The following is a 22,469-nucleotide window of genomic DNA, read 5'->3' on the forward strand; positions in this document are numbered from 1 at the left end:
ACTGGCTGAACCCGGGGCAAGCTCGTGACCGCCGAAGATCGCATCCGCGCCCTGCCCTGCTGGACTGGCAGCATCGAGATCGCTCCGCTGCCGGGTGGCCTGAGCAACGCCAACTTTGTCGTCACGGACATGACCGGCAAACATGTCGTGCGCTTCGGCCAGGACTATCCATTCCACCACGTCTTCCGCGAGCGCGAGGTGATGACCGCGCGGGCAGCGCATGCCGCCGGTTTCGCGCCGGCGGTCCGCTATGCCGAACCGGGGATCATGGTGACGGCGTTTCTCGGCGCCAAGACCTATCTGGCCGAGGACGTGCGTGCCAATCTTGGCCGGGTCGCGGCCCTGATGCGCGGCTTCCACCGTGAGATGCCAAACCATATCTCCGGCGCCGGCTTCATGTTCTGGGTGTTCCACGTCATCCGCGACTACGCCCGCACGCTTGAGGAAGGCGGCAGCCGCAAGCGTGGCGACCTGCCGCGGTTCCTGGCGCTGGCCGACGAGCTGGAGCGGGCACAGAAGTTGTTGCCGATCGTCTTTGGCCATAATGATCTTTTGCCGGCTAATATTCTTGACGACGGCAGCCGGCTGTGGCTGATCGATTTCGAATATGCCGGCTTCAACACGGCGATGTTCGACCTTGCCGGCGTCGCCTCGAACGCGGGCATGAGCGACGAGGAATCTTTTGCTTTCCTGACCGCCTATTTCATGAAGGAACCGGACGAGGCGATCCGCCGCTCGCACGCCGCCATGCAATGCGCCTCGCTGCTGCGCGAGGCGATGTGGAGCATGGTGTCGGAACTCTATCTCGACGCACCGGGTATCGACTACGTCGCCTACACCGAGGAAAACCTGGTGCGGCTCGACGCGGCGCTGGAAAACTACCGGACAAAATACGGGATTCTGAAATCATGACCTTGCCTAGCCAGGCCGCGATCGTCGTCATCGGCGGCGGCATCATCGGCTGCTCGACGGCCTATCATCTGGCGCGCGACCACAAGGCCGACGTGGTGCTGCTCGAACAGGGCAAGCTGACCTCGGGCTCGACCTGGCATGCCGCCGGTCTGGTCGGGCAATTGCGCTCGTCGGCATCGATCACCCGAGTGCTCAAATACTCGGTCGACCTCTACAAGGGGCTGGAGGCCGAAACCGGGCTTGCCACCGGCTGGAAGATGACCGGCTGCCTGCGGCTCGCCACCAATGCCGACCGCTGGACCGAGTACAAAAGGCTGGCGACGACGGCGAAAAGTTTCGGCATGGATATGCAGTTGCTGTCGCCGGCGGAGGTCAAGGCGATGTGGCCGCTGATGGAGACCGGCGACCTTGTCGGCGCCTCCTGGCTGCCGACCGACGGCCAGGCGAGCCCCTCCGACATCACGCAGTCGCTGGCCAAGGGCGCGCGCATGCATGGCGCCAAACTCTACGAGGATGTGCTTGTCACCGGCTTCGACATGACGGACGGCCGCATCACGGCGGTGAAGACCAATCAGGGTGACATCGCCTGCGACAAGGTGGTGAACTGCGCCGGGCAATGGGCACGGCAGGTCGGCGTCATGGCGGGCATCAACGTGCCGCTGCAGCCGGTCAAGCACCAGTACATCATCACCGAGAAGATCGCGGGACTGGCGACCGACGCGCCGACGCTGCGCGACCCGGACCGGCGCACCTATTTCAAGGAGGAGGTCGGCGGGCTGGTGATGGGCGGCTATGAGCCGAACCCGCAGGCATGGACGACGGCTGACGTGCCCAATGACTGGCAATTCCGGCTGTTGGACGATGATTACGATCATTTCGAGCAGCACATGACGCAGGCGATCGCGCGCGTGCCGGCGCTGGAAACCGTCGGCGTCAAGCAGATGATCAACGGGCCGGAAAGCTTCACGCCGGACGGCAATTTCATCCTCGGCGTGGCGCCCGAATGCGCCAACATGTTCGTCGGCGCCGGCTTCAATGCCTTCGGCATCGCTTCGGGCGGTGGCGCCGGCTGGGTGCTGGCGCAGTGGGTGGTCGACGGCGAGGCGCCGCTCGACCTGTGGGTGGTCGACATCAGGCGTTTTTCCAGCCTGCACCGGGACCGGCAGTGGGTGTGCGAGCGCACGCTGGAAGCCTATGGCAAGCACTACACGATCGGCTTTCCACACGAGGAGTATGCCAGCGGCCGGCCGCGCATCGTCTCGCCGCTTTACGACAGGCTGAAGGAGCAGCGCGCCGTGTTCGGCTCGAAGCTCGGCTGGGAACGGCCGAACTGGTTCGCGCCGAATGGCGTCGAGCCCAAGGACATCTATTCGATGGGGCGCCAGAACTGGTTCGCGGCGGTTGGCGACGAACACCGGCATGTGCGCGAGCAAGTCGGCATTTTCGACCAGTCCTCCTTCGCCAAATACGAGTTGAGCGGGCCCGATGCGGCCAAGGCGCTGGACTGGATCTGCGCCAACGATGTCAGCAAGCCCACCGGAAGGCTGATCTATACGCAACTTCTCAACACGCGCGGCGGCATCGAGGCTGACCTGACGGTGGCGCGGTTGGCCGAGGAAAAATTCTACATCGTCACGGGCACCGGTTTTCGCACCCATGATGCCTCATGGATCAGCGACCATATCGGCGAGGGCCTCAATGCCAGGCTGACCGATGTCACCGAGGATTTCGGCACGCTGTCGCTGATGGGGCCGCGCGCACGCGACGTGCTTGCGGCCGTCACCGTGGCCGATGTATCGAATGCCGGCTTCCCGTTCGGCCATGTGCGCGAGATCGCAATCGCCGGCCAAATCGTGCGGGCGCTGCGCGTCACCTATGTCGGCGAGCTCGGCTGGGAACTGCACGTGCCGATCGCGGCGACAGGCGAAGTCTTCGACGCGCTGATGGCGGCGGGCAAGAAACACGGCATCCGCCCAGTCGGCTACCGGGCGCTGGAATCGCTGCGGCTGGAAAAGGGCTACCGCGCCTGGGGCTCCGACATCACGCCCAACGACACGCCGCAGGAAGCCGGCCTCGGCTGGGCGGTCAAGCTGCGCAAGAACACCGATTTCGTCGGACGGCGCGCGCTCGAGAAAGTTGGCGGCGCACCCTTGAAGAAGCGTTTTGCCGGCTTCACGGTTGATGATCCGGAGATCGTGCTGCTCGGGCGCGAGACCATCCTGCGCAATGGCGAGCCGGTCGGCTATCTCACCAGCGGCGGCTATGGCTACACGATCGGCAGGAATATCGGCTACGGCTATGTGCGCAACGCCGATGGCGTCAGCGACGACTTCCTCATCTCGGGCGGCTATGAGCTGGTGGTCGCGATGGAGCGGACGCCGGCCAAAATCCATCTCGAGCCGATGTACGATCCGACAGCGGAGAGGGTGAAAGCTTAGTTCACCCGCAGGGCGAGACCACGGCTCGGCACGGTATCCGCCTCGCCAGGCATCGAGACGTAGGGGCGCGTTTCTTCAACGCGGGTGACGAGGCCTTGCGCCTCGAGTTCGGCGATGCGTGCGGCAAAACCCTGGTCCCAAAGCGTGTTCTTGACCGTCAGCACGATCACCCCGTCGGGCCGGCAGATGCGGATCAGTTCGTCCAGCCCCTCGGCGCCGACATGGCCCGAGGTGAACACGCCGGCCGAGATGATCCCCGCATAGGCATGATCGGCGAAAGGCAGCCGACCGCCGAGCGCCAGGCAATGCAGGGCCGAATAGACGCCCTTGCGCGCGGCCTGGTCCAGCATGCCTTGCGAGATGTCGAGCGCCTCGACCTGGGGATAGCCTGTTATGTCAAGCCATTCGCCGATCAGCCCGGTGCCTGCCCCGGCATCGAGCAGCGGGGCTGAGCCGCGTGGCAGATGACGGGCGAGCAACGCAAGGCAGATGGTCGGATGGCGGTAGCCGGCAGCCGACATGTCGGCGTCGTAGGTTTGTGACCAGCGATCATAGAGTGCCGCCACCTCTTCCGGGCGCTTGGCCGCGTAGACCGCGCCGAGCGCGCCCTGATGTTTGCTGTCCGCCACGTACTCACCAATCCCTTGTCCCGCGAGGGATGATAGCCAAACGGCGAAAATTGTGGAACCGTTGCCCGAAGAAATAACGGCGTGGGGCGCAGCCATGGCGACAGACGAGGCGCGGGCAACACTTGACGCCATTCCGGTGCTGGCCGGCTATACCGGGTCGCTGGACCGGCTTGGCGGCCTCACCAACCTCGTCTTCAGGGCCGGTGACTACTGCCTGCGCATCCCCGGCAAAGGCACCCAGGAATACATCAACCGCGCCAATGAAGCGGTAGCGGCGCGCGCGGCGGCAAAGGCCGGCGTCAGCCCGGAAGTGCTCTATGTCGACGCCGACACCGGCGTGATGGTGACGCGCTTCATCGCCGGGGCCGAGACGATGTCGCCGGAGAAATTTAGGGAACGTCGGGGCAGTCCGGCCCGCGCCGGCGAAGCCTTCCGCAAGCTGCACACATCGGGCGCCGTGTTCCCCTTCCGCTTCGAACTGTTCGCGATGATCGACGACTATCTCAAGGTGCTTTCGACCAAGGACGTCGCCCTGCCCGCGGGCTATCACGACGTGGTGCGGGAGGCGGAGAGCGTGCGCTCCGCCTTCGCCGCCCATCCGTTGCCGCTCGTCGCCTGCCATTGCGATCCGCTGTGCGAGAATTTTCTCGATACGGGCGACAGGATGTGGATCGTCGACTGGGAATATTCGGGAATGAATGATCCGCTGTGGGATCTCGGCGATCTCAGCGTGGAAGGCAAATTCGATGCCTTCCAGGATGAAGAGATGATGCGCGCCTATTTCGGTGGCGAGGCGAGACCTGCGGAACACGGCCGTATCATCATCTACAAGGCGATGTGCGACTTGCTGTGGACACTGTGGGGGCTGATCCAGCTTGCCAACAACAACCCGGTCGACGATTTCCGCGCCTATGCCGACAGCCGCTTCGCGCGCTGCAGGGCGCTGATGGAGACGCCGGAGTTTTCACGGCACCTGGCCGCGATAAGCTTGGGTTAGGCACCAGAAATCCGGGCTTTAATTGACGCCCTTCGGCACATTTTCGGGTGGCACCGTGGTGTCGACCACCTTCTGGCGGTGGAAGATGAACAGGCCGGCCAGCACGATGATGCCGGAGCCGATCAGGATGCGCGGGCCGGGAACATCGCCGAAGAACACCAGTCCAAACACCACTGCCCAAAGGAGCAGCGTGTAGTGCAGCGGCGCCAGTGTCGAAGCCGGCGCCAGTTTCAGCGCCCGCGTGATCATCAGATGCGCGCCGCAGGAAACGATGCCGAGCAGCAGCATGGCGCCGACGTCGAGCGCCGAAGGTGTGCGCCAAGCGCCGATGGTCAGGACGCCGCCGACCAGCAGCGTGCCGATCGTTTGCCATGTCACCAGATTGGTGTCGCTGGTGCCGCGCAGCCGCCGGTTGAGGATGATGGCGAAGGCGAAGGCGATGCTGCCGGCAAGCGCGAAGCCCGACGACAAGGAGAACGCGGCAGAGGATGGCTTCAGCATGATCACCACGCCGCAGAAGCCAAGCAGGATCGCCAGCCAGCGGCGCCAGCCGACCTTTTCGCCAAGCAGCAGGTGCGAGAGTGCCGCGACATAGATCGGCCCGGCCATGTAGAAACTCATGACATCTGCCAGCGGCAGATAGACGACAGCGGCATAGAAGAGCGCGGTGTCGAGCGTGGTCATGACGACACGCAATATCTGCAATTCGGGCCGCTCCATGCGAAACAGCTTGGCGGTGCCCTGATGGGCGATCATCGGGCCGAGCACGAAGAAGGCGCCAATGGAACGGATCAGCACCACCTGGCCAACGGAGAAGCTGGCGACCAGCCACTTGCCCATCGCATCGTTCAGCGCAAACAGGAAGTCGCCGGCCAGCATCAACAAAATGCCGGCCAGAAGCACGTTCCTGATTGTGGAATTCTGCGCCACGGGTTGCGTCATGCCGATCCCAATTCTTCTCATGCGAAGCTGCGTCGTAGACGGAAGCGACCGCTTTGACGAGGAGAATCCGGGAAATCGCGGGACCAGAACCGGGAATCGGCTGGGCCTAGATGGCTTTGTGCCTGCGGTTCACCGCCGCTGGCCTGCCCTCGATCGAAAGCCTGGTATCCTGCCTCGTGCGCTCCGCCACCACCTTGCCCCTGGCGATGACGCAAATGCGTTCGCCGCGCAGACGCAGGGCCTCGATCGGATTGCCGGCGTCGAGGATGACGAGGCTGGCGCGCTTGCCGACCGCGAGGCCGAGATGATCGAGCCCCATGATGGCGGCGTTGACATTGGTGACCATGTCGAAGCAGCGTGCCATGTCGGCCGGGCTCGACATCTGGGCGACATGCAGGCCCATGAAGGCGACGTCGAGCATGTCGGCGGTGCCCAGCGAATACCAGGGGTCGAGCACGCAATCCTGACCCCAGCCGACGCGGATGCCGAGCGCCTGCATCTCCTTGACCCGGGTCAGGCCACGGCGTTTCGGGAAGGTGTCGTGGCGGCCCTGCAGCATGATGTTGATCAGCGGATTGGGGATGGCGGAGACGCCGGCTTCCGCGATCAGCGGCAAAAGCTTCGAAACGTAATAATTGTCCATCGAATGCATCGAGGTGAGGTGCGAGCCGGCCACCCTGCCCTGCAGCCCCAACCGCTGCGTTTCATAGGCCAGTTGCTCGATGTGGCGCGAGAGCGGGTCGTCGGTCTCGTCGCAATGCAGGTCGACCATCAGGCCGCGCTTGGCTGCGATTTCGCAAAGCTCGGTCACCGAGCGCGTGCCGTCGGCCATGGTGCGCTCGAAATGCGGAATGCCGCCAACGACGTCGACGCCCATGTCGAGCGCACGGATGGTGTTCTGGCGTGCCGTCGGGGAGCGATAGAAGCCATCCTGAGGAAACGCCACCAATTGCAGGTCGATGTAAGGAGCGACCGTTTTCTTGACGTCGAGCAGAGCCTCGACCGCCAGCAGCCGGTCGTCGCAGACATCGACATGGGTGCGGATGGCGAGCAGCCCCGTCGACACCGCCCAGTCGCAATAGGCGAGCGCCCGGTCGCGCACCGCCTCATGCGTCAAAAGCGGCTTCAGTTCGCCCCACAGCGAAATGCCTTCGAGCAGCGTGCCCGACGCGTTGATGCGCGGAATGCCATAGGAGAGCGTGGCATCCATATGGAAATGCGGATCGACGAAGGGCGGCGACACAAGATTGCCACGGGCGTCGATTTCGGCCCGGGCGGAACCCTCCAGCCTGGGCTCGATCGCCGCGATCGTCTCGCCGCTGATGCCGAGATCGGCAATCCTGCCATCCGGCAGCGTGCCGCCACGAACGATAAGGTCGAAGTCCATCTGTCGTCATCCCGCTTCAAGAATCACTTTTCCATCGTGTCCCAAAAGACAGCATGCCGCAGCGGTTTCTTTCCAGAAGCCGCCAATGGTTCCATCCGGCCGCAACTCCCTCTATAAGCCGCCTTCGACATCCCGGCATCAAGGATCAGCCGTTGTTTCGTTTCTTCCGTTCGACGGAGAACCAGCGCCTCGTGGCGAGGCTGCTCAGGGAATCGTTCCGGCAGCACAGGGCCGGCTACGCCGCTGCCATCCTGTCGATGCTCGTGGTGGCCGGCATGACGGCTGCCAGCGCCTGGATCCTGCGCGAAATCACCAATGAATTCGTGATCGACAAAAGGATCGAGCGCGTCAACATGATCGCCGTGGCGGTCGCCGCGATCTTCATCGTCAAGGGCATAGCCAATTTCGTCCAGGCCTACTTCATGAGCCGGGTCGGCAACGCCATCATCGCCGAACGGCAGCGCAAGATCTATGACCGCATCCTGGCGCAAGGCATCGAATTCTACCACTCGACCTCGTCGTCCGACCTGATCACCCGCATGACCAACAATGCCCAGGCGGCGCGCAACGTGCTCGACCTCATCGTCACCTCCTATGTGCGCGATCTGGTGACCCTGGCTGCCTTGATCGGGGTCATGGTCTGGCAGCAGCCGGCGCTGTCGCTGATCTGCTTCGTCGTCGGTCCGCTGGCCATCTACGGCGTCAACCGCATCCTGAAACGCGTGCGCAAGTTCGCGGCGATGGAGTTCCGCTCGGTCGGCCAGATCGTCCAGGTGATGCAGGAAACCGCGATCGGCGTGCGCGTGGTCAAATCCTTCAACCTCGAAGGCCTGATGCGCAAGCGCATGTACAGGGCGGTGTCCGATGTCGAGGACCGGGCCAACAACATCGCCGCGCTGGAGGCGATCACCAGTCCCGTGATGGAAACGCTGGCCGGCCTGGCCATCGCCGGTGCCGTGCTGGTCAGCGGCTTGCTGGTGCTGCAGGGCGGCCAGACGCCGGGCGGCATCATGGCCTTCATCGCGGCACTGCTGCTGGCCTATGAACCGGCAAAACGCCTGGCGCGCGTGCGCATCGCGTTGGAAAGCGGCATTGTCGGCGTGCGCATAATGTTCCAGCTGGCCGACGAGCCGCTGACGCTGGCCGAGAAGCCGGATGCAACGTCGCTCCGGGCCGGACCGGGCGAAATCCGGTTCGACGCCGTCAGCTTCGCCTATCAGAATGGCCCGCCGGTGCTGGACCGGTTCGACCTGACCTTCGCGCCCGGCAAGATGACGGCGCTGGTCGGGCCTTCCGGCGGCGGCAAGTCGACGATCCTGAACCTGATCATGCGCATGTACGACCCGAAGAGCGGCAAGGTGCTGTTCGACGGCCAGGACATTTCCCAGGCGACCCTTGCCTCGCTCAGGGAAAAGATCGCCTATGTCGGCCAGGACACGTTCCTGTTTGCCGGTACGATCATGCACAACATCCGGCTCGGGCGGCAGGACGCGACGGACGAAGAGGTGATTGCCGCGGCCAAGGCGGCCAATGCGCATGACTTCATCATCGCGCAAGCGAAGGGTTACGAGACCGATGTCGGCGAGAATGGCGGTCTGCTGTCGGGCGGCCAGCGCCAGCGCATCTCGATCGCACGCGCCATGCTGCGCAACGCCGAAATCCTGCTGCTGGACGAGGCGACCAGCGCGCTCGACGCCGAATCGGAAGCCCTGTTCCGCGACGCGCTGCAGCAATTGACGGAAGGGCGTACGACCATCGTCATCGCGCACCGCCTGTCGACCGTGCACCAAGCCGACACGATCGTCGTGCTGGAAGCCGGCAAGGTGGTGGAGAGCGGCCCGCACAAGACACTGCTCAGCCAGGGCGGGCTCTACCAGAAGCTTTATGAATATCAGCTGATGCCGTGAGTGTGGAGCAGCGCAAGCCGAGGACAGGTAGTCCTGCAGAGTTTGTGCTGCCCCTCATTGTCCTGCCGGACATTTCTCCCTGTATAGGGACGGGGAGAAAGAGGTCGGCACCAACGGCTTCGCCCAATTTGTCGTTGTTGCAAGAATGCTAAGAGGTTGCCGCCAGCCCCTTCTCCCCGTCCCTATACGGGGAGAAGATGCCGGCAGGCAGATGAGGGGCAGCGCCGACGTGACCGGCAACGAGCATAGTTGAAGCCGCTCACGGAGCGCAGCTGTCGCCGCGTCTTCAAACTCCCCACCAGGATCTTACTCCGGCACGACCCGCACCGCGCCCTTGTCGGCGCTGGTGGCGAAGGCGGCGTAGGCGCGTAGCGCGGTGGTCACCTTGCGCTTGCGCTTTTCCTCGGGCTTCCAGGCGTCCGCGCCCTTGGCTTCCATCGCCGCGCGGCGCGTTTCCAGTTCGGCGTCGCTGATGGCGAGGCGGATGGTGCGGTTGGGGATGTCGATCTCGATCGTGTCGCCTTCCCTCACCAGCCCGATCGTGCCGCCCTCGGCGGCTTCCGGCGAGACATGGCCGATCGACAGGCCCGACGTGCCGCCGGAGAAGCGGCCGTCGGTGACCAGCGCGCAGGCCTTGCCGAGGCCCTTCGACTTCAGATAGCTGGTCGGGTAGAGCATTTCCTGCATGCCGGGGCCGCCACGCGGTCCCTCGTAGCGGATGACGACAACGTCGCCAGCCTTGATCTCGTTGGAGAGGATGGCCTTCACGCTGGCGTCCTGGCTTTCGAACACCCGCGCCGGGCCGGTGAACTTCAGGACCGACTCGTCGACGCCGGCCGTCTTCACGATACAGCCGTCGAGCGCCAGATTGCCTTTCAGCACGGCAAGCCCACCGTCTTTCGAAAACGGCGTCTCCGCCGAGCGGATGACACCCTTCTCGCGATCAAGATCGAGATCGTCCCAGCGGCGGTCCTGGCTGAAAGCGACCTGTGTCGGCACGCCGCCGGGAGCGGCGAGGAAGAAATCGCGTACGTTCTGGCTGGTGGTGCGGGAAATGTCCCAGCGGTCGAGCGCCTCGCCGAGGCTAGCCGTGTGCACGGTCGGCAGGTCGCGATTGATCAGCCCGGCATTGTCGAGCTGGCCAAGGATGGCCATAATGCCGCCGGCGCGGTGGACGTCTTCCATATGCACGTCCGACTTGGCCGGCGCGACCTTGCACAGCACCGGAACCCGCCGCGACAGTCGGTCGATGTCCTCCATGGTGAAGTCGACCTCGCCCTCGTAGGCGGCGGCCAGGATGTGCAGCACGGTGTTGGTCGAGCCGCCCATGGCGATGTCGAGGGTCATGGCGTTCTCGAAGGCACCCTTCGAGGCAATGCTGCGCGGCAGCGCTGTCTCGTCATCCTGCTCGTAATAGCGCTGGGCGAGATCGACGACGAGGTGACCCGCCTCGACGAACAACCGCTTGCGGTCGGCGTGCGTCGCCAAGGTCGAGCCGTTGCCCGGCAGCGACAGGCCGAGCGCCTCGGTCAGGCAGTTCATCGAATTGGCGGTGAACATGCCCGAGCAGGAGCCGCAGGTCGGGCAGGCCGAGCGCTCGATGACCTTGACGTCCTCGTCGGAGATCTTGTCGTCGGCGGCCGCCACCATGGCGTCGACCAGATCGAGCGCCTGCGCCTTGCCGGCCAGCACCACCTTGCCGGCTTCCATCGGCCCGCCGGAGACAAAGACAGTCGGGATGTTCAGGCGCAGCGAGGCCATCAGCATGCCGGGCGTGATCTTGTCGCAATTGGAGATGCAGACCATGGCGTCGGCGCAGTGCGCGTTGACCATGTATTCGACCGAATCGGCGATCAATTCGCGCGACGGCAGCGAATAGAGCATGCCGTCATGGCCCATGGCGATGCCGTCATCGACGGCGATGGTGTTGAATTCCTTGGCGACGCCGCCGGCCTTCTCGATCTCGCGCGCGACCAGCTGGCCGAGGTCCTTCAGATGGACATGGCCCGGCACGAACTGGGTGAACGAGTTGACCACCGCGATAATCGGCTTGCCGAAATCAGAGTCCTTCATGCCGGTGGCGCGCCAGAGGCCGCGGGCGCCGGCCATATTGCGGCCATGGGTGGTGGTGCGGGAGCGATAGGCAGGCATGACTCTTCCTTGGCTGGCCGGCTGCGCTCGATGCGGAGCGTGGCGGCGCTGAATTCGGACCGCAGGCGTTATAGACTCGCAAATATGGTCTGGCCACATTTTTGCAATGCGCCAGATTTTCCTGGAAAATTCGAGGGCTCCCGAAAAAAATGCATGCGGTTGTCGGATCAGGTGCCGCAAAGGCGTCCTTGGGACGGACGGCAGGAATGGCACCATTCTCGGAGTCAGCCGTTTCACTACAACAGCAGAGCAACCGAGGAGTGCACCATGCAAAAGATTACCACCTTCCTGTGGTTCGACGGTGAGGCCGAAGAGGCCATGAACCACTATGTGTCCATTTTCAAGAATTCGAAGGTGCTGAGCGTCACGCGCTGGCCCCAGGGCCACGCCTCGGAAGGCAAGGTGCTGGTGGCCTCGTTCGAGCTCGACGGCGTGCAATTCCAGGCGCTCAACGGCGGCCCGCAATACAAGTTCACCGAGGCCATGTCGCTGTCGATCGACTGCAAGACGCAGGAAGAGGTAGATCATTTCTGGACCAGGCTCACCGAAGGCGGCGGCGAACCTGGACGCTGCAGCTGGCTGAAGGACAAGTTCGGCGTTTCCTGGCAGGTCGTGCCCGAGCAGCTGCCGAAGTTGCTCCAGGACCCCGACAGGGCCAAGGCAGGCCGGGTGATGTCGGCGATGATGCAGATGGGCAAGATCGACATCGCCAAGATCGAAGAGGCGGCGAAGGGCTGAGCGAACGCCCTGAGCTTGCGAAGGGCGGGCACATTGCCGATCGGTCCTTGAGGTCGGCGCCGCCCCTCATCCGCCCTTCGGGCACCTTCTCCCCGTGGACGGGGAGAAGGAAAAGGCGGCAGCTCAGGCTGCTTTGTCGCGGACCTGATAGTCCTTGATCGTTTCGAAACGGATCGCCTTCCAGCGTTCGGCTTCGTAGTTCAGCGAGAAGGCGTGCTGGGCGAGGAACACCGGGTCGTTGTCGAGGTCGCGGGCGATGTCGCCGCGATGTGCTTCGATGAAGCGCTGAACCTCGGCCTTGTCGTCGGCCGATATCCAGCGGCAGACGGAAAAGCGCGACATCTCGAATTCGACGGGCAGCGTGTATTCGAAGTTCAGCCGTTCCTTCAGCACATCGAGCTGCAGTGCGCCGACGACGCCGACGATGGCCGGTGAGCCATCCTCGGGCGAAAACAGCTGCACGACGCCTTCCTCGGCCATCTGGTGCAGCGCTTCCTTGAGTTTCTTCGCCTTCATGGCGTCGCCGAGGCGGACGCGGCGCAGGATTTCCGGGGCGAAGTTCGGCACGCCCCTGAACAGTATTTCCTCGCCTTCTGTCAGCGTGTCGCCGATGCGCAGCGTGCCGTGGTTGGGAATGCCGACGACGTCGCCGGCAAAGGCTTCGTCAGCGGTAACGCGGGTGCGGGCGAAGAAGAACTGCGGTGCCGACAGGCTCATCGGCTTTCCCGTGCGCACCAGCTTGGCCTTCATGCCGCGCTCGAGCTTGCCCGAGCAGACCCGCACGAAAGCGATGCGGTCGCGATGGTTGGGGTCCATGTTGGCCTGGATCTTGAAGACGAAGGAGGTCATCTTATCCTCGGTCGCCTCGACCTTGCGGGTGTCGGCCTCCTGCGCGCGCGGCGGCGGTCCATAGGCACCAAGCGCCTCGATCAGGTCGCGCACGCCATAATTGCGCAGCGCCGAGCCGAAATAGACCGGTGTCAGATGACCCTCGCGGAAAGCGTCGATGTCGAGCGGCCGGCAGGCTTCGCGCGCCAGTTCCAGCTCCTCGATGAAGGCTTCGCGCTCGTTGTCGGGCAACAGCCCGGCGACGCGGTTGGAATCGGGGCCGTTGACCGGCGTGCGCTCCTTCTCGTCGTCGCCCTTGCGCACCGCGTTCAGCGCCAGATGGTAGGTGCCGGAGAAGGTCTTGCCGCGGCCGATCGGCCAGGTGATGGGTGCGGTGTCGAGCGCCAGCTTCTGCTCGATCTCGTCGAGGATCTCGAACGGGTCGCGGCTCTCGCGGTCCATCTTGTTGACGAAGGTGATGATCGGGATATCGCGCAGCCGGCAGACTTCGAACAGTTTCAGCGTGCGCGGCTCGATACCCTTGGCGGCGTCGATCACCATGACGGCCGCGTCGACCGCCGACAGCGTGCGGTAGGTGTCGTCGGCGAAATCCTCGTGGCCGGGCGTGTCGAGCAGGTTGAAGACGTTGTCTTCATACTCGAAGGTCATCACCGAAGTGACGACCGAGATTCCGCGCTCGCGCTCGATCTTCATCCAGTCGGACCGGGTCTGGATGCGATCCTTCTTGGCCTTGACCTCGCCGGCAAGCTGGATGGCGCCGCCGAACAGCAGCAGCTTTTCGGTGAGCGTGGTCTTGCCGGCGTCCGGGTGGGCGATGATCGCGAAGGTGCGGCGGCGCGACACTTCCTCTGGTATTGTTTCGGGCATTCTTTTGGGATTTCCGTGTGACAGGCCGGGCTTCTAGCAGCGCAGTGCCGGGCTGTCGACCGTTCCGGCGGCGCGGACGCCGCCGGGTGCCGCAGCTCGCTCAAGCCGACTCGGTCCGAGGGGCAGCCGGCACTTGACGTCACGACGCATATTTCTCGCGGCTCGATGTTGGCAAGCACCCGCCAGCGTGGCACTTGGGTAAGCGTTGCCTAGGACTACGATGCAGAGGTGAAAGCATGACCGCGGCGAAACAAGTCATCGTTATCGGCGCCGGCATCATCGGCGCATCGATCGCCTGGCATCTCACCAAAGCGGGCGCCCGGGTGACGGTCATTGCCGACAGCGCCGCCGGCGGAGTGGCGACTCCGAATTCGTTTGCCTGGATCAACGCCAGTTGGGGCAATCCGGAACCGTATTTCCGGCTGCGCACCCGCGCCATGGCCGAATGGACAAGGCTGGCGCAGGACCTGCCCGGCCTGCCGCTCAGCTGGTGCGGCGGCCTGTGCTGGGATCTGTCGGCGGCCGACCTGGAAACCTATGCCGAAGAACATTCATCCTGGGGCTACGGCATCGAGCGCGTCGACCGCGCCGCAGCCGCGCGCATCGAGCCCAATCTGACCGAACTTCCAGATTTCGCCCTGCATGTCGCCCAAGAGGGCGTCGCGGAACCCGTCGCCACAGCGAAAGCGCTGCTGGCCGACGCGGAGCGGCATGGCGCGCGCATCCTCATCAGCGCGGTAACGGCACTTGCCCAGAGCAATGGCCGCATTACGGGCGTCGACACATCACATGGGCTGGTTGCCGCCGACGAAGTGGTGATCGCGGCCGGCGTCGGCTCGCCGGACATTGCCGCGACGGCCGGCGTCAGACTGCCGATCGAGACGCCGCCGGGCCTGATCGTCCATTCGCGGCCATACAGAAAACTGCTCAACGGGCTGGTGCTGGCCGAGCGGCTGCACATGCGCCAGACCGCGGAGGGCCGCATCATCGCCGGCTCTGATTTCGGCGGCGGCGACCCGGGCATGGATGCCGACGCCACGGCTCGCGAGTTGTTTGCAGTCATGAAGGCCATGCTGCGCGACAGCGCCGGACTGGAACTGGATTTCCACACGATCGGCTACCGGCCGACGCCGGTCGACGGCTTCCCGGTCATCGGCCGCGCCGAGGGCATGCGTGGTCTCTATGTCGCCGTCACGCATTCGGGCATCACGCTGGCGCCGGCGGTCGGCCTGTTCGCCGCCCGGGAGATCCTCGACGGCGAGCGTGACCCGCTGCTGGCACCTTACGGATTGGGTCGCTTCGCTCAGTAGCCCGGCGGGCGACTGAAGCCGCCAGTCAAGGGCGCCATCGCCTTGGCCATGCCGAACAGCCGCGATTCCGACCAGCGTCTGCCGACCAGTTGCAGGCCGATCGGCAGGCCGTCGCCATCCTGTCCGCACGGCATCGAAAGGGCTGGGTGGCCGCTGTAGTTGAAGACAGCGCCATAGGCCGGCAGCATCCAGTAGCTCTGTTGCCCACCGCCGACCTCGATCGTCGTGCCCGGTTCGCAATGCGGGAAGGCCGTGGTCATGGCGACCGGACAAAGCAGCGCGTCATGGCTCTCGAAAAGAGCATCCCAGGCGAGGATGGACCGGTCGCGGCGGGCGAGTGCCCCGAACCAGCGGGAGATCGGTGTCGGCTCTTCCGGCGGCTCCGGCTGTGCGGCTTCCATCATCATGCCGATCAGCGCTCCCCCCTGGGCAAGATCGTCGTGCAGATCGAGCCTGGGCAGCTTCGCTTCCTCGACGGTGGCGCCGGCCGATTGCAGTTGTCTTGCGAGATTTTCAACCGCTGCGCTAATGTCGCCGGCCACCGGGAAACCGGGAAAGGTCGATGCAAAGGCGATGCGCACTGTCTGGAGGTCAAGCTCCGGCGTGGCCTCAACCGGCACCGGCGCAAGATCGGTGTCGCGCCCGTCCGGCCCGGCGATGATTCGGTAGATCAACGACAGATCGTCCACGCTGCGCGCCAGCGGCCCGAGGCAGGACATCAGCCGCACGCTGCGCGCGGCGCCAGCCGGGTCCGGGAAGGCGCCTACCAGCGAGACGCGGCGCTCCGTCGGCTTGAGCCCATAGACACCGCAGAAGGCGGCGGGCAGCCGGATCGAATCCTGCATGTCCGTGCCGACATCGAATGGTGTCATGCCAGTGGACACCGCCGCTGCGGCGCCGCCGCTGGAGCCACCTGCGGTCCGCTCAAGGTTCCAGGGATTGCTGGTGCGGCCGAACAGCGGATTGTTCGACTGCCAATCGGAAAGCATGGTCGCGACATTGGTCTTGGCGAAGAGATTGCCGCCGGCCGCCTTTAGCCTCGCAACGACCGGGCTGTCGTGGCTGGCGACGTAGTCGGCGAAAGGCGGAAAGCCGACCGTGGTCTTCATGCCCGCCGTCTCGTGCGTGTCTTTCAGCGTGAAGGGAACGCCATGCAAAGGCCCGAGCGCCTCACCGCGCGCGACCGCCGCGTCGGCATTTCTTGCCCGCTCGCGCGCGCCTTCCCTGTCGAGCGAAATGACGGCGTTGACCGCTCCGTTGTGGCTATCGATCTGCGCGAGATGGGCGTCGAGTGCTTCGACGGCCGAAATCTTGCGCTTGGCGATGGCGGCGGCGAGATCGGCAATCGAGGAAAAGATGGCGTCCATGGCAAATGCTCCGGCTTGACCGCGCTCGCCCGGGTGAAGATGGCGGACAGCGGCATGACTTCAAGCGGAGTCGAGCATTCGAGGATCGGCAACGCTTGATCGAAATTGCGTTGCCGAGTCGATGAAGTCAGCGCTGTCCCGCGACGTTTCTCATTTGCAATCCGGAGAATCGCTACCCGACCAACGCCAGTTTCGCCGCTGCCGGCGCAAAGGGACGAATGGCGATCTCCCCTCGGGTCATGGTGACAAAGCTCGACGGCGGAACAGCCTGCCAATCGCCGCCGTCGCGGTCGAAAGGTTCGGAGACGATGCAGCGGCCGCCGCCCTTGCGGAACATGGACGTGTAGAGCGTCGGCGCGTGCGCGTCGGTGGCATAACGCACCGCATGCAGCGCCTGCCCGTCAGAGAAGGCGGCGGTGAGTTTCAGCGCCGGTTCAAGGCCGGCGCGGCGCGAGGCTTCGAGCACGCGGCTGGTCGCGCGCGACACCGCGCCTTGCGGGTCGCCGGCCAGTCCCTCATCAATCATCAGCAGGAAGAACAATTCGGAATCGGTGGTACCTTCGCGCTGGTCGAAGACGGCGTCGGATAAGGAATTCTCCAGCGCGCGGCGGATCTTTTCGAAGCCGCCGATCTGGCCGTTGTGCATGAACGACCAGGGACCCGAGATGAAGGGATGGCAGTTCATGCGGCTGGTGGCGCCGCCGGTCGAGGCCCGCACATGGGCGAGGAACAGGCCGGACTTGATCTGCCGGCACAGGCTCTTCAGATTGGGGTCCGACCAGGCCGGCAGGATGTCGCGATAGAGACCCGGTTCCGGCCGGTCGCCATACCAGGCAAGGCCGAAGCCGTCGCCATTGGTCGGCGACTTCGCTTCCTGGGCGCAGTGGCTCTGGGCGATCAGCGAGTGGCAGGGCGCCGTGAGGATGTCTTCGAGAAAGACCGCTTCACCGAGATAGGCCGCCCATCGGCACATCGCTTCCGTCGTCCTCTAGGCGCGATCGGGAAGAGCCGCGGGCTCCTTGGTCGCGTGTGTGCCTCTGTTGTGCGTCCGCTCGTAAAGCTGGCGGACGATTCGGCTGGCGGTAGTCTCGAACAGAAATGGCAAGAAAGCGTGAACGAGCGCGGCGCCCGCCGCCATCAGCAGACGCGAGGAGAACCAGGCGGCGAAGGCCATATGGCTGAAATAGGTTTCGCCGACCTTGGCCGGATGAGAGGTGAAAATGCTTGCTACCGACATGCTGGTCCCCTTCAGCGCTTGAGTTCTTATGTTGAGTATCCTGGCACGCTTTGCTGGTTCATCGGTCCCAAAATATCCTTGTATTTTGCCGTCTCGTGGGACAAACATCCCATATGGCGCTCGAAATCGACGAAATCGACCGAAAACTGCTTGCCGAATTGCAACGCGACGGCACCTTGTCGGTCGACCAGCTGTCGGAACGGGTGGCCTTGTCGCGCAATGCGTGCTGGCGGCGCGTCAAGCGGCTGGAGGAGGATGGCGTCATCACCGGCCGCGTGGCGCTTGTCGATGCCGACAAGCTCGGGCTTGGCCTGTCGGTGTTCATCCTGATCCGCACATCGAATCATGATCCCGGCTGGTTGCAGAAATTCCGCGCGGCGGTGACGGGCTTACCCGAGATCATCGGCGTCTACCGCATGTCCGGCGACCTCGACTATGTCTTGCGCGCCCGTGTCGCCGACGTGAAGGCTTATGACCGGCTCTACCAGCGGCTGATCGCAAAGGTGGCGCTGTCCGACGTGTCCGCTTCCTTCGTCATGGAGGAGATCAAGGAGACGACGGTGGTTCCGATGGAAGTGCGCTGAGCTGCGCTCCGGCCATAGTGATGCCCGAAAGAAAGACGTTGATACTCTTGCACGCGAATTGACCGAATCGGCATTCGCGCCGATAGGATCGATTTTATGCGCGCAGCTCTCCAAACTCCCTCCGTCATCGGTCCGACTGTCGGCTTCGTCAGGTTGCCGCATGGTGAAGGACTACCGCTTCCCGCCTATGAAAGCACCGGCGCCGCAGGCATGGATCTGCGCGCGGCCGTGCCGGATGACCGGCCGCTGCTGATCCTGCCGGGAAAACGCGCCTTGGTGCCGACCGGCCTGATCCTGGAAATTCCCGAAGGCATGGAAGGCCAGGTCCGGCCTCGCTCCGGCCTTGCCTTCAAACACGGCCTCACCGTCCTCAATTCGCCTGGCACGGTCGACAGCGACTATCGCGGCGAGGTGAAGGTGCTCTTGATCAATCTCGGCGACGAGGATTTCGCCGTGACGCGCGGCATGCGCATCGCCCAGATCGTTTTCGCGCCAGTGACTCAAGTGGCCGTTGAAGAGCGGTCCCTGGCCGGCGGCACGGCGCGTGGCGCGGGCGGATTCGGATCAACCGGCACCGCCTGACGCCCTAAACAATGTCCCTTCCCAAACTGGTCATCTTCGACTGCGACGGCATCCTCGTCGACACCGAAAACCTTGCCAACCGGCGCCTCGCCGAATGGCTCGTTGCCGCCGGCTATCCGACAAGCTTCGAATATTGCCGCAAGAATTTTTCCGGCCGCAGCATGGTCTCGGTGCAGAAGGAGATCGAAGAGCAGACAGAGGTTAGGCTCGGCGCCGATTTCGTCGAGCGCTGGAATGCCGGCCTGCCTGATCTGTTCGCCCATGGCGTCGAGGCGATCCCCTATGTCCGGGAGTTTGTCGAGGCGGTGCGCGCGGCCGGCATCGCCTATTGCGTGGCCACATCGGCCAGGATCTCGAAGATGCATATCACGCTGGGCCAGACCGGGCTCTTGCCGCTGTTCGAACATGCGATGTTCAGTGCCACCATGGTCGGGCGCGGCAAACCATTTCCGGACCTGTTCCTGCATGCGGCCAGCACCCTGGGCTTTGCGCCTGCCGACTGCATCGTCATCGAAGACAGCGTTGCCGGCACGCAGGCAGGCATTGCCGCGGGCATGCGGGTGTTTTCCTATCACGGCGACCCCTATTCCGACCGCGATGGCCTGATCCGGGCCGGCGGCATCCTGTTCGACGACATGCGCGAATTGGCCGGGTTGGTGCCGATCCACTGATTTATCCAGTTTGACGGGCGGACTGGACCTGTTGGGGCGCTATGCTACGTTCCACTGCGCCCGACACCCCGAGCCGTGATGTCAACGATCTCCGAGGCAGCGTGCGAGGCGTCGTCGCACGAGAGTTCGGCATCCGCCACTTGGGAAAACAGCACATTACGTCAAGGATTCCGACGCGTTCGAACATTTGTCAGCAGAGAACGCCAAACGCTTCTGAACCAACCGCATTCGTTTGCCCGGGCAAAGAGGGCAAGATAAAATCCGCTTCACCAAACAGCACGCGATGGGGGAACCACCATGGACAAGGGCAAGATTTTTCGCGACCTGCATGCCACGACCTTCGTCATGCCCAATCCTTGGGATGTCGGCACGACGAAGCTGCTTGGCTCCTTCGGTTTCAAGGCTTTGGCGACGACCAGCGCCGGCTTTGCGTTTTCGCGCGGCCTGCCGGACGGCGCCGTGACCTTCGATCAGATGATCCATCATTGCCGCGAGGTGACGGCGGCAACCAGCCTGCCGGTCTCGGCCGATCTCGAGAGAGGCAAGGGCGACAGCGCCGAGCAGGCCGCTGAAACCATCTTCGCGGCCGAAGCGGCCGGCCTTGCCGGCTGTTCGATCGAGGATCACACAGGCGATCCCGACAAGCCGATCTATGATTTTGCCCACGCGGTCGAGCGCGTCGCGGCGGCGGTGGAAGCGGCACGCGCGCTGAAGCGCGATTTCGTGTTCACGGCGCGCGCCGAGAACTTTTTGTGGGGCAAGTCCGACCTCGACGACACCATCAAGCGGCTGCAGGCATTCGAGAAGGCCGGCGCCGATGTGCTCTACGCGCCGGGCATCGGCGACGTCGAGATGGTGCGGACCTTGTGCTCGGCGGTCAGCAAGCCGGTCAACGTCATGGCGAGGCCCGGCTTCACCACCGCCGATCTCGCCATGGCAGGGGCAAAACGCATTTCGCTCGGGCCGTGGTTGACCAATTTCGCCTATGGCATGCTGGAGACGGCGGCGCGCGAGATTCAGCAGGACGGCACGTTCGGCTTCACCAGCGCCGCCATGCCGTTCGGCAAGTTGCAGGCGCTGTTCGGCAAATCCTCAGACTGAAAAGAGCCGTCACATGACCCTTACCGTCGTCGACATGCATACGGGCGGCGAGCCGCTCAGGATCGTCACCGGCGGCTATCCGGAGATCCCGAAGGGCACCATCCTGGAAAAGCGCGCCTATGTGCGCGACCATCTCGATCATCTGCGCAAGCTGCTGATCTTCGAGCCGCGCGGCCACTACGACATGTATGGCGCCTTGCTGGTCGAACCCGACTTGCCCGGCGCCGACCTTGCCGTGCTGTTCATGCACAATGAGGGCTATTCGACCATGTGCGGCCACGCCATCGTCGCGCTCGGTCGCTATGCCGTCGACGAAGGGCTGGTGGTGAAACAGGAGCCAATCACGACGGTCAACATCGAGGCGCCGTGCGGTTTGGTCGTCGCCTCGGTCGAGGTCCACGACGGCAGTGCCGGCGCGGTGTCGTTCGAAAGCGTGCCGGCCTTCCTGTTTGCCCGTGACCAACGGATCGAATTGCCGGGCTATGGCGCGATCGGTTTCGACGTCGCCTATGGCGGCGCCTTCTACGCGCTGGCGGACTGCCACCAGTTCGGTCTTGAGTTCGGCCGCAGCCGGGTGCGTGATTTCGTCGATGCGGCGACGGGTTTGACGGACAGGCTGAAAGCGGATTTCCGGCTGTCGCATCCCGACCACGCCGATCTTGCCTTTCTCTACGGCACGATTTTGACGGATGGAAAGGACGCCTTTTCCGGCGAGGTAACGAAAAACATCTGCGTCTTCGCCGAAGCCGAGGTCGACCGTTCGCCGACCGGCTCCGGCGTCACCGCCCGGCTGGCGGCCATGCATGCCAGGGGCCAGATTGCCATCGGGCAGACGCGCACCTTCGAGAGCATCGCCGGCTCGCGCTTTTCCGGAGCCGTGGCGCGAACGGCGCAGGCCGGTCCGCACGAGGCGATCATCGCCCGCGTCGGCGGCCGCGCCTACTATTCCGGGCGAACCGAATACATCGTCGAACCCGACGACGAGTTGGGACGCGGCTTCCTGTTGCGGTGAAGGAACCGCTCAGCCGCGGGCCGCTTCCCGTGCCGAGATCGCCTTGTGCAGATGCACCATCATGGCGGCAGCGAAGAGCGGCGTCACAAGGTTGAGCAGCGGCACGGCAAGGCAGGCCGATATGATCAGGCCGGCGACAAACACCGTGCCAGCATAGCGCCCGCGCAAGGCCCTGGCTTCTTCCTCGGGGCGGAAGCGCATGGCGGCGAATTCGAAGAACTCGCGGCCGAGCAGATAGCCGTTGACGACGAAGAAGGCGGCGATGTTGATGCCCGGCACCAGCAGAAGCATGAGTGCCACGATGTTGCCGACGATGACGACGCCGAAGAATTTTATCGCCAGCACAAGCGAACGCAGCGCCGGCATGGCGCGCCCAACCGGATCGCGGGGATAGTCGGTGCGCTCGACCACCTCGGCGACATCGTCGAGGAACAGGCCGGCGATCACGGCGGTCACCGGCGCGACGAGCAGTGCCATGCCGAAGGCAAGCGCTATTGCCGCAATGATGCCGCCGAGCCAGCCGGCCCAGGACGGCGCGCCGGGCAACAGCGTGTGAAGCCATGGCAGGGCCAGCCACTCGACAAGGCTGGTCAGGCCGAACCACAGGGCGACCAGCGCCAGCAGGGTCAGGCCAAGCGTCTTGATAAACACGGCACGGAAGGGAGGCGAAAGCAGTTCCAAGGCCGCAGTGCGGGCAGCGTCGAAAATCACCGTGCTTCACCCCCAGGTAAGGCGGACACCGCCGGAAGGCGGACGCCTTCCGAGATAGGCAAGGCGGGTCGCTAGCA

The 22,469-nt window shown here is 64.2% G+C and carries 20 protein-coding genes; 11 read left to right on the top strand and 9 right to left on the bottom strand.

What is annotated here, in order from left to right; genetic code table 11:
* Window positions 1-24 precede the first annotated feature (24 nt).
* Together FJ548_RS13990 and FJ548_RS13995 are read left to right on the top strand one after the other, a co-directional pair.
* On the top strand, window positions 25-912 hold the full coding sequence (locus tag FJ548_RS13990; RefSeq protein ID WP_140778139.1) for a phosphotransferase family protein: 888 nt from the start codon (window positions 25-27) through the stop codon (window positions 910-912).
* Entirely contained in the window at window positions 909-3,350 is a 2,442-nt protein-coding gene (locus FJ548_RS13995; protein WP_140778140.1) for an FAD-dependent oxidoreductase, read from the top strand. The genes FJ548_RS13990 and FJ548_RS13995 overlap by 4 nt, the downstream gene beginning before the upstream one ends.
* On the opposite strand, the gene FJ548_RS14000 is transcribed toward FJ548_RS13995, so the two are convergent.
* On the bottom strand, window positions 3,347-3,979 hold the full coding sequence (locus FJ548_RS14000; protein ID WP_140691086.1) for a class I SAM-dependent methyltransferase: 633 nt from the start codon (window positions 3,977-3,979) through the stop codon (window positions 3,347-3,349). The two genes, FJ548_RS13995 and FJ548_RS14000, sit on opposite strands and share 4 nt — an antisense overlap.
* A gap of 94 nt (window positions 3,980-4,073) precedes the next feature.
* Between FJ548_RS14000 and FJ548_RS14005 the strand changes: the two genes are divergently transcribed.
* The gene (locus tag FJ548_RS14005) at window positions 4,074-4,976 is read left to right on the top strand and encodes a phosphotransferase family protein (RefSeq protein ID WP_140778141.1); all 903 of its coding nucleotides are present in this window, start codon (window positions 4,074-4,076) and stop codon (window positions 4,974-4,976) included.
* An 18-nt stretch (window positions 4,977-4,994) separates the two neighbouring features.
* On the opposite strand, the gene FJ548_RS14010 is transcribed toward FJ548_RS14005, so the two are convergent.
* Window positions 4,995-5,918 carry a DMT family transporter gene (locus tag FJ548_RS14010; protein WP_140691569.1) on the bottom strand — a complete coding sequence of 308 codons (924 nt, stop codon included), beginning with the start codon at window positions 5,916-5,918 and terminating at the stop codon, window positions 4,995-4,997.
* A 106-nt stretch (window positions 5,919-6,024) separates the two neighbouring features.
* The gene (locus tag FJ548_RS14015) at window positions 6,025-7,305 is read right to left on the bottom strand and encodes an amidohydrolase family protein (protein WP_140691080.1); all 1,281 of its coding nucleotides are present in this window, start codon (window positions 7,303-7,305) and stop codon (window positions 6,025-6,027) included.
* 152 nt (window positions 7,306-7,457) lie between these two features.
* Here FJ548_RS14015 and FJ548_RS14020 point away from each other — a divergent pair, with 152 nt between their 5' ends.
* Window positions 7,458-9,212 (top strand): ABC transporter ATP-binding protein, encoded by a 1,755-nt coding sequence (locus FJ548_RS14020; protein WP_140778142.1) that lies wholly within the window; start codon window positions 7,458-7,460, stop codon window positions 9,210-9,212.
* A 306-nt stretch (window positions 9,213-9,518) separates the two neighbouring features.
* On the opposite strand, the gene ilvD is transcribed toward FJ548_RS14020, so the two are convergent.
* Window positions 9,519-11,363, bottom strand: a complete 1,845-nt coding sequence (ilvD, locus tag FJ548_RS14030; RefSeq protein WP_140778143.1) for a dihydroxy-acid dehydratase — start codon at window positions 11,361-11,363, stop codon at window positions 9,519-9,521.
* 267 nt (window positions 11,364-11,630) lie between these two features.
* Here ilvD and FJ548_RS14035 point away from each other — a divergent pair, with 267 nt between their 5' ends.
* Window positions 11,631-12,101, top strand: coding sequence for a VOC family protein (locus FJ548_RS14035; protein ID WP_140612956.1), 471 nt, complete (start codon window positions 11,631-11,633; stop codon window positions 12,099-12,101).
* Window positions 12,102-12,224: 123 nt separating this feature from the next.
* On the opposite strand, the gene FJ548_RS14040 is transcribed toward FJ548_RS14035, so the two are convergent.
* Complete coding sequence (locus FJ548_RS14040) at window positions 12,225-13,817, bottom strand: peptide chain release factor 3 (RefSeq protein ID WP_140612957.1); 1,593 nt, start codon at window positions 13,815-13,817, stop codon at window positions 12,225-12,227.
* A gap of 236 nt (window positions 13,818-14,053) precedes the next feature.
* On the opposite strand from FJ548_RS14040, the gene FJ548_RS14045 reads away from it, so the two are divergent.
* The gene (locus tag FJ548_RS14045; protein ID WP_140778144.1) at window positions 14,054-15,127 is read left to right on the top strand and encodes an FAD-binding oxidoreductase; all 1,074 of its coding nucleotides are present in this window, start codon (window positions 14,054-14,056) and stop codon (window positions 15,125-15,127) included.
* Here FJ548_RS14045 and FJ548_RS14050 read toward each other — a convergent pair.
* The 3 genes from FJ548_RS14050 to FJ548_RS14060 form a co-directional block, all read right to left on the bottom strand.
* Window positions 15,121-16,494, bottom strand: coding sequence for an amidase (locus tag FJ548_RS14050; RefSeq protein WP_140778145.1), 1,374 nt, complete (start codon window positions 16,492-16,494; stop codon window positions 15,121-15,123). The two genes, FJ548_RS14045 and FJ548_RS14050, sit on opposite strands and share 7 nt — an antisense overlap.
* A gap of 172 nt (window positions 16,495-16,666) precedes the next feature.
* On the bottom strand, window positions 16,667-17,467 hold the full coding sequence (locus FJ548_RS14055; protein WP_140766751.1) for a class II glutamine amidotransferase: 801 nt from the start codon (window positions 17,465-17,467) through the stop codon (window positions 16,667-16,669).
* A gap of 15 nt (window positions 17,468-17,482) precedes the next feature.
* Window positions 17,483-17,731, bottom strand: a complete 249-nt coding sequence (locus FJ548_RS14060; protein ID WP_140778146.1) for a DUF6356 family protein — start codon at window positions 17,729-17,731, stop codon at window positions 17,483-17,485.
* Window positions 17,732-17,844: 113 nt separating this feature from the next.
* Here FJ548_RS14060 and FJ548_RS14065 point away from each other — a divergent pair, with 113 nt between their 5' ends.
* From FJ548_RS14065 to FJ548_RS14085, 5 genes are all read left to right on the top strand, one after another.
* A complete protein-coding gene (locus tag FJ548_RS14065; RefSeq protein ID WP_140612962.1) occupies window positions 17,845-18,315 on the top strand; it encodes an Lrp/AsnC family transcriptional regulator in 471 nt (156 codons plus the stop codon).
* Between the two features lie 96 nt (window positions 18,316-18,411).
* Entirely contained in the window at window positions 18,412-18,897 is a 486-nt protein-coding gene (dut, locus tag FJ548_RS14070; RefSeq protein ID WP_140766748.1) for a dUTP diphosphatase, read from the top strand.
* Between the two features lie 11 nt (window positions 18,898-18,908).
* Window positions 18,909-19,568, top strand: a complete 660-nt coding sequence (locus FJ548_RS14075) for an HAD family phosphatase (RefSeq protein WP_140778147.1) — start codon at window positions 18,909-18,911, stop codon at window positions 19,566-19,568.
* 297 nt (window positions 19,569-19,865) lie between these two features.
* Window positions 19,866-20,669, top strand: a complete 804-nt coding sequence (locus FJ548_RS14080) for an oxaloacetate decarboxylase (protein ID WP_140778148.1) — start codon at window positions 19,866-19,868, stop codon at window positions 20,667-20,669.
* Between the two features lie 13 nt (window positions 20,670-20,682).
* Window positions 20,683-21,681 carry a proline racemase family protein gene (locus FJ548_RS14085; protein ID WP_140778149.1) on the top strand — a complete coding sequence of 333 codons (999 nt, stop codon included), beginning with the start codon at window positions 20,683-20,685 and terminating at the stop codon, window positions 21,679-21,681.
* Between the two features lie 9 nt (window positions 21,682-21,690).
* Here FJ548_RS14085 and FJ548_RS14090 read toward each other — a convergent pair whose 3' ends face one another.
* Window positions 21,691-22,392 carry a sulfate transporter family protein gene (locus FJ548_RS14090; RefSeq protein ID WP_140778150.1) on the bottom strand — a complete coding sequence of 234 codons (702 nt, stop codon included), beginning with the start codon at window positions 22,390-22,392 and terminating at the stop codon, window positions 21,691-21,693.
* Window positions 22,393-22,469: the final 77 nt, after the last annotated feature.

Origin of the sequence: Mesorhizobium sp. B2-4-17 (assembly GCF_006441275.1) — a bacterium.
Lineage (GTDB): Bacteria > Pseudomonadota > Alphaproteobacteria > Rhizobiales > Rhizobiaceae > Mesorhizobium.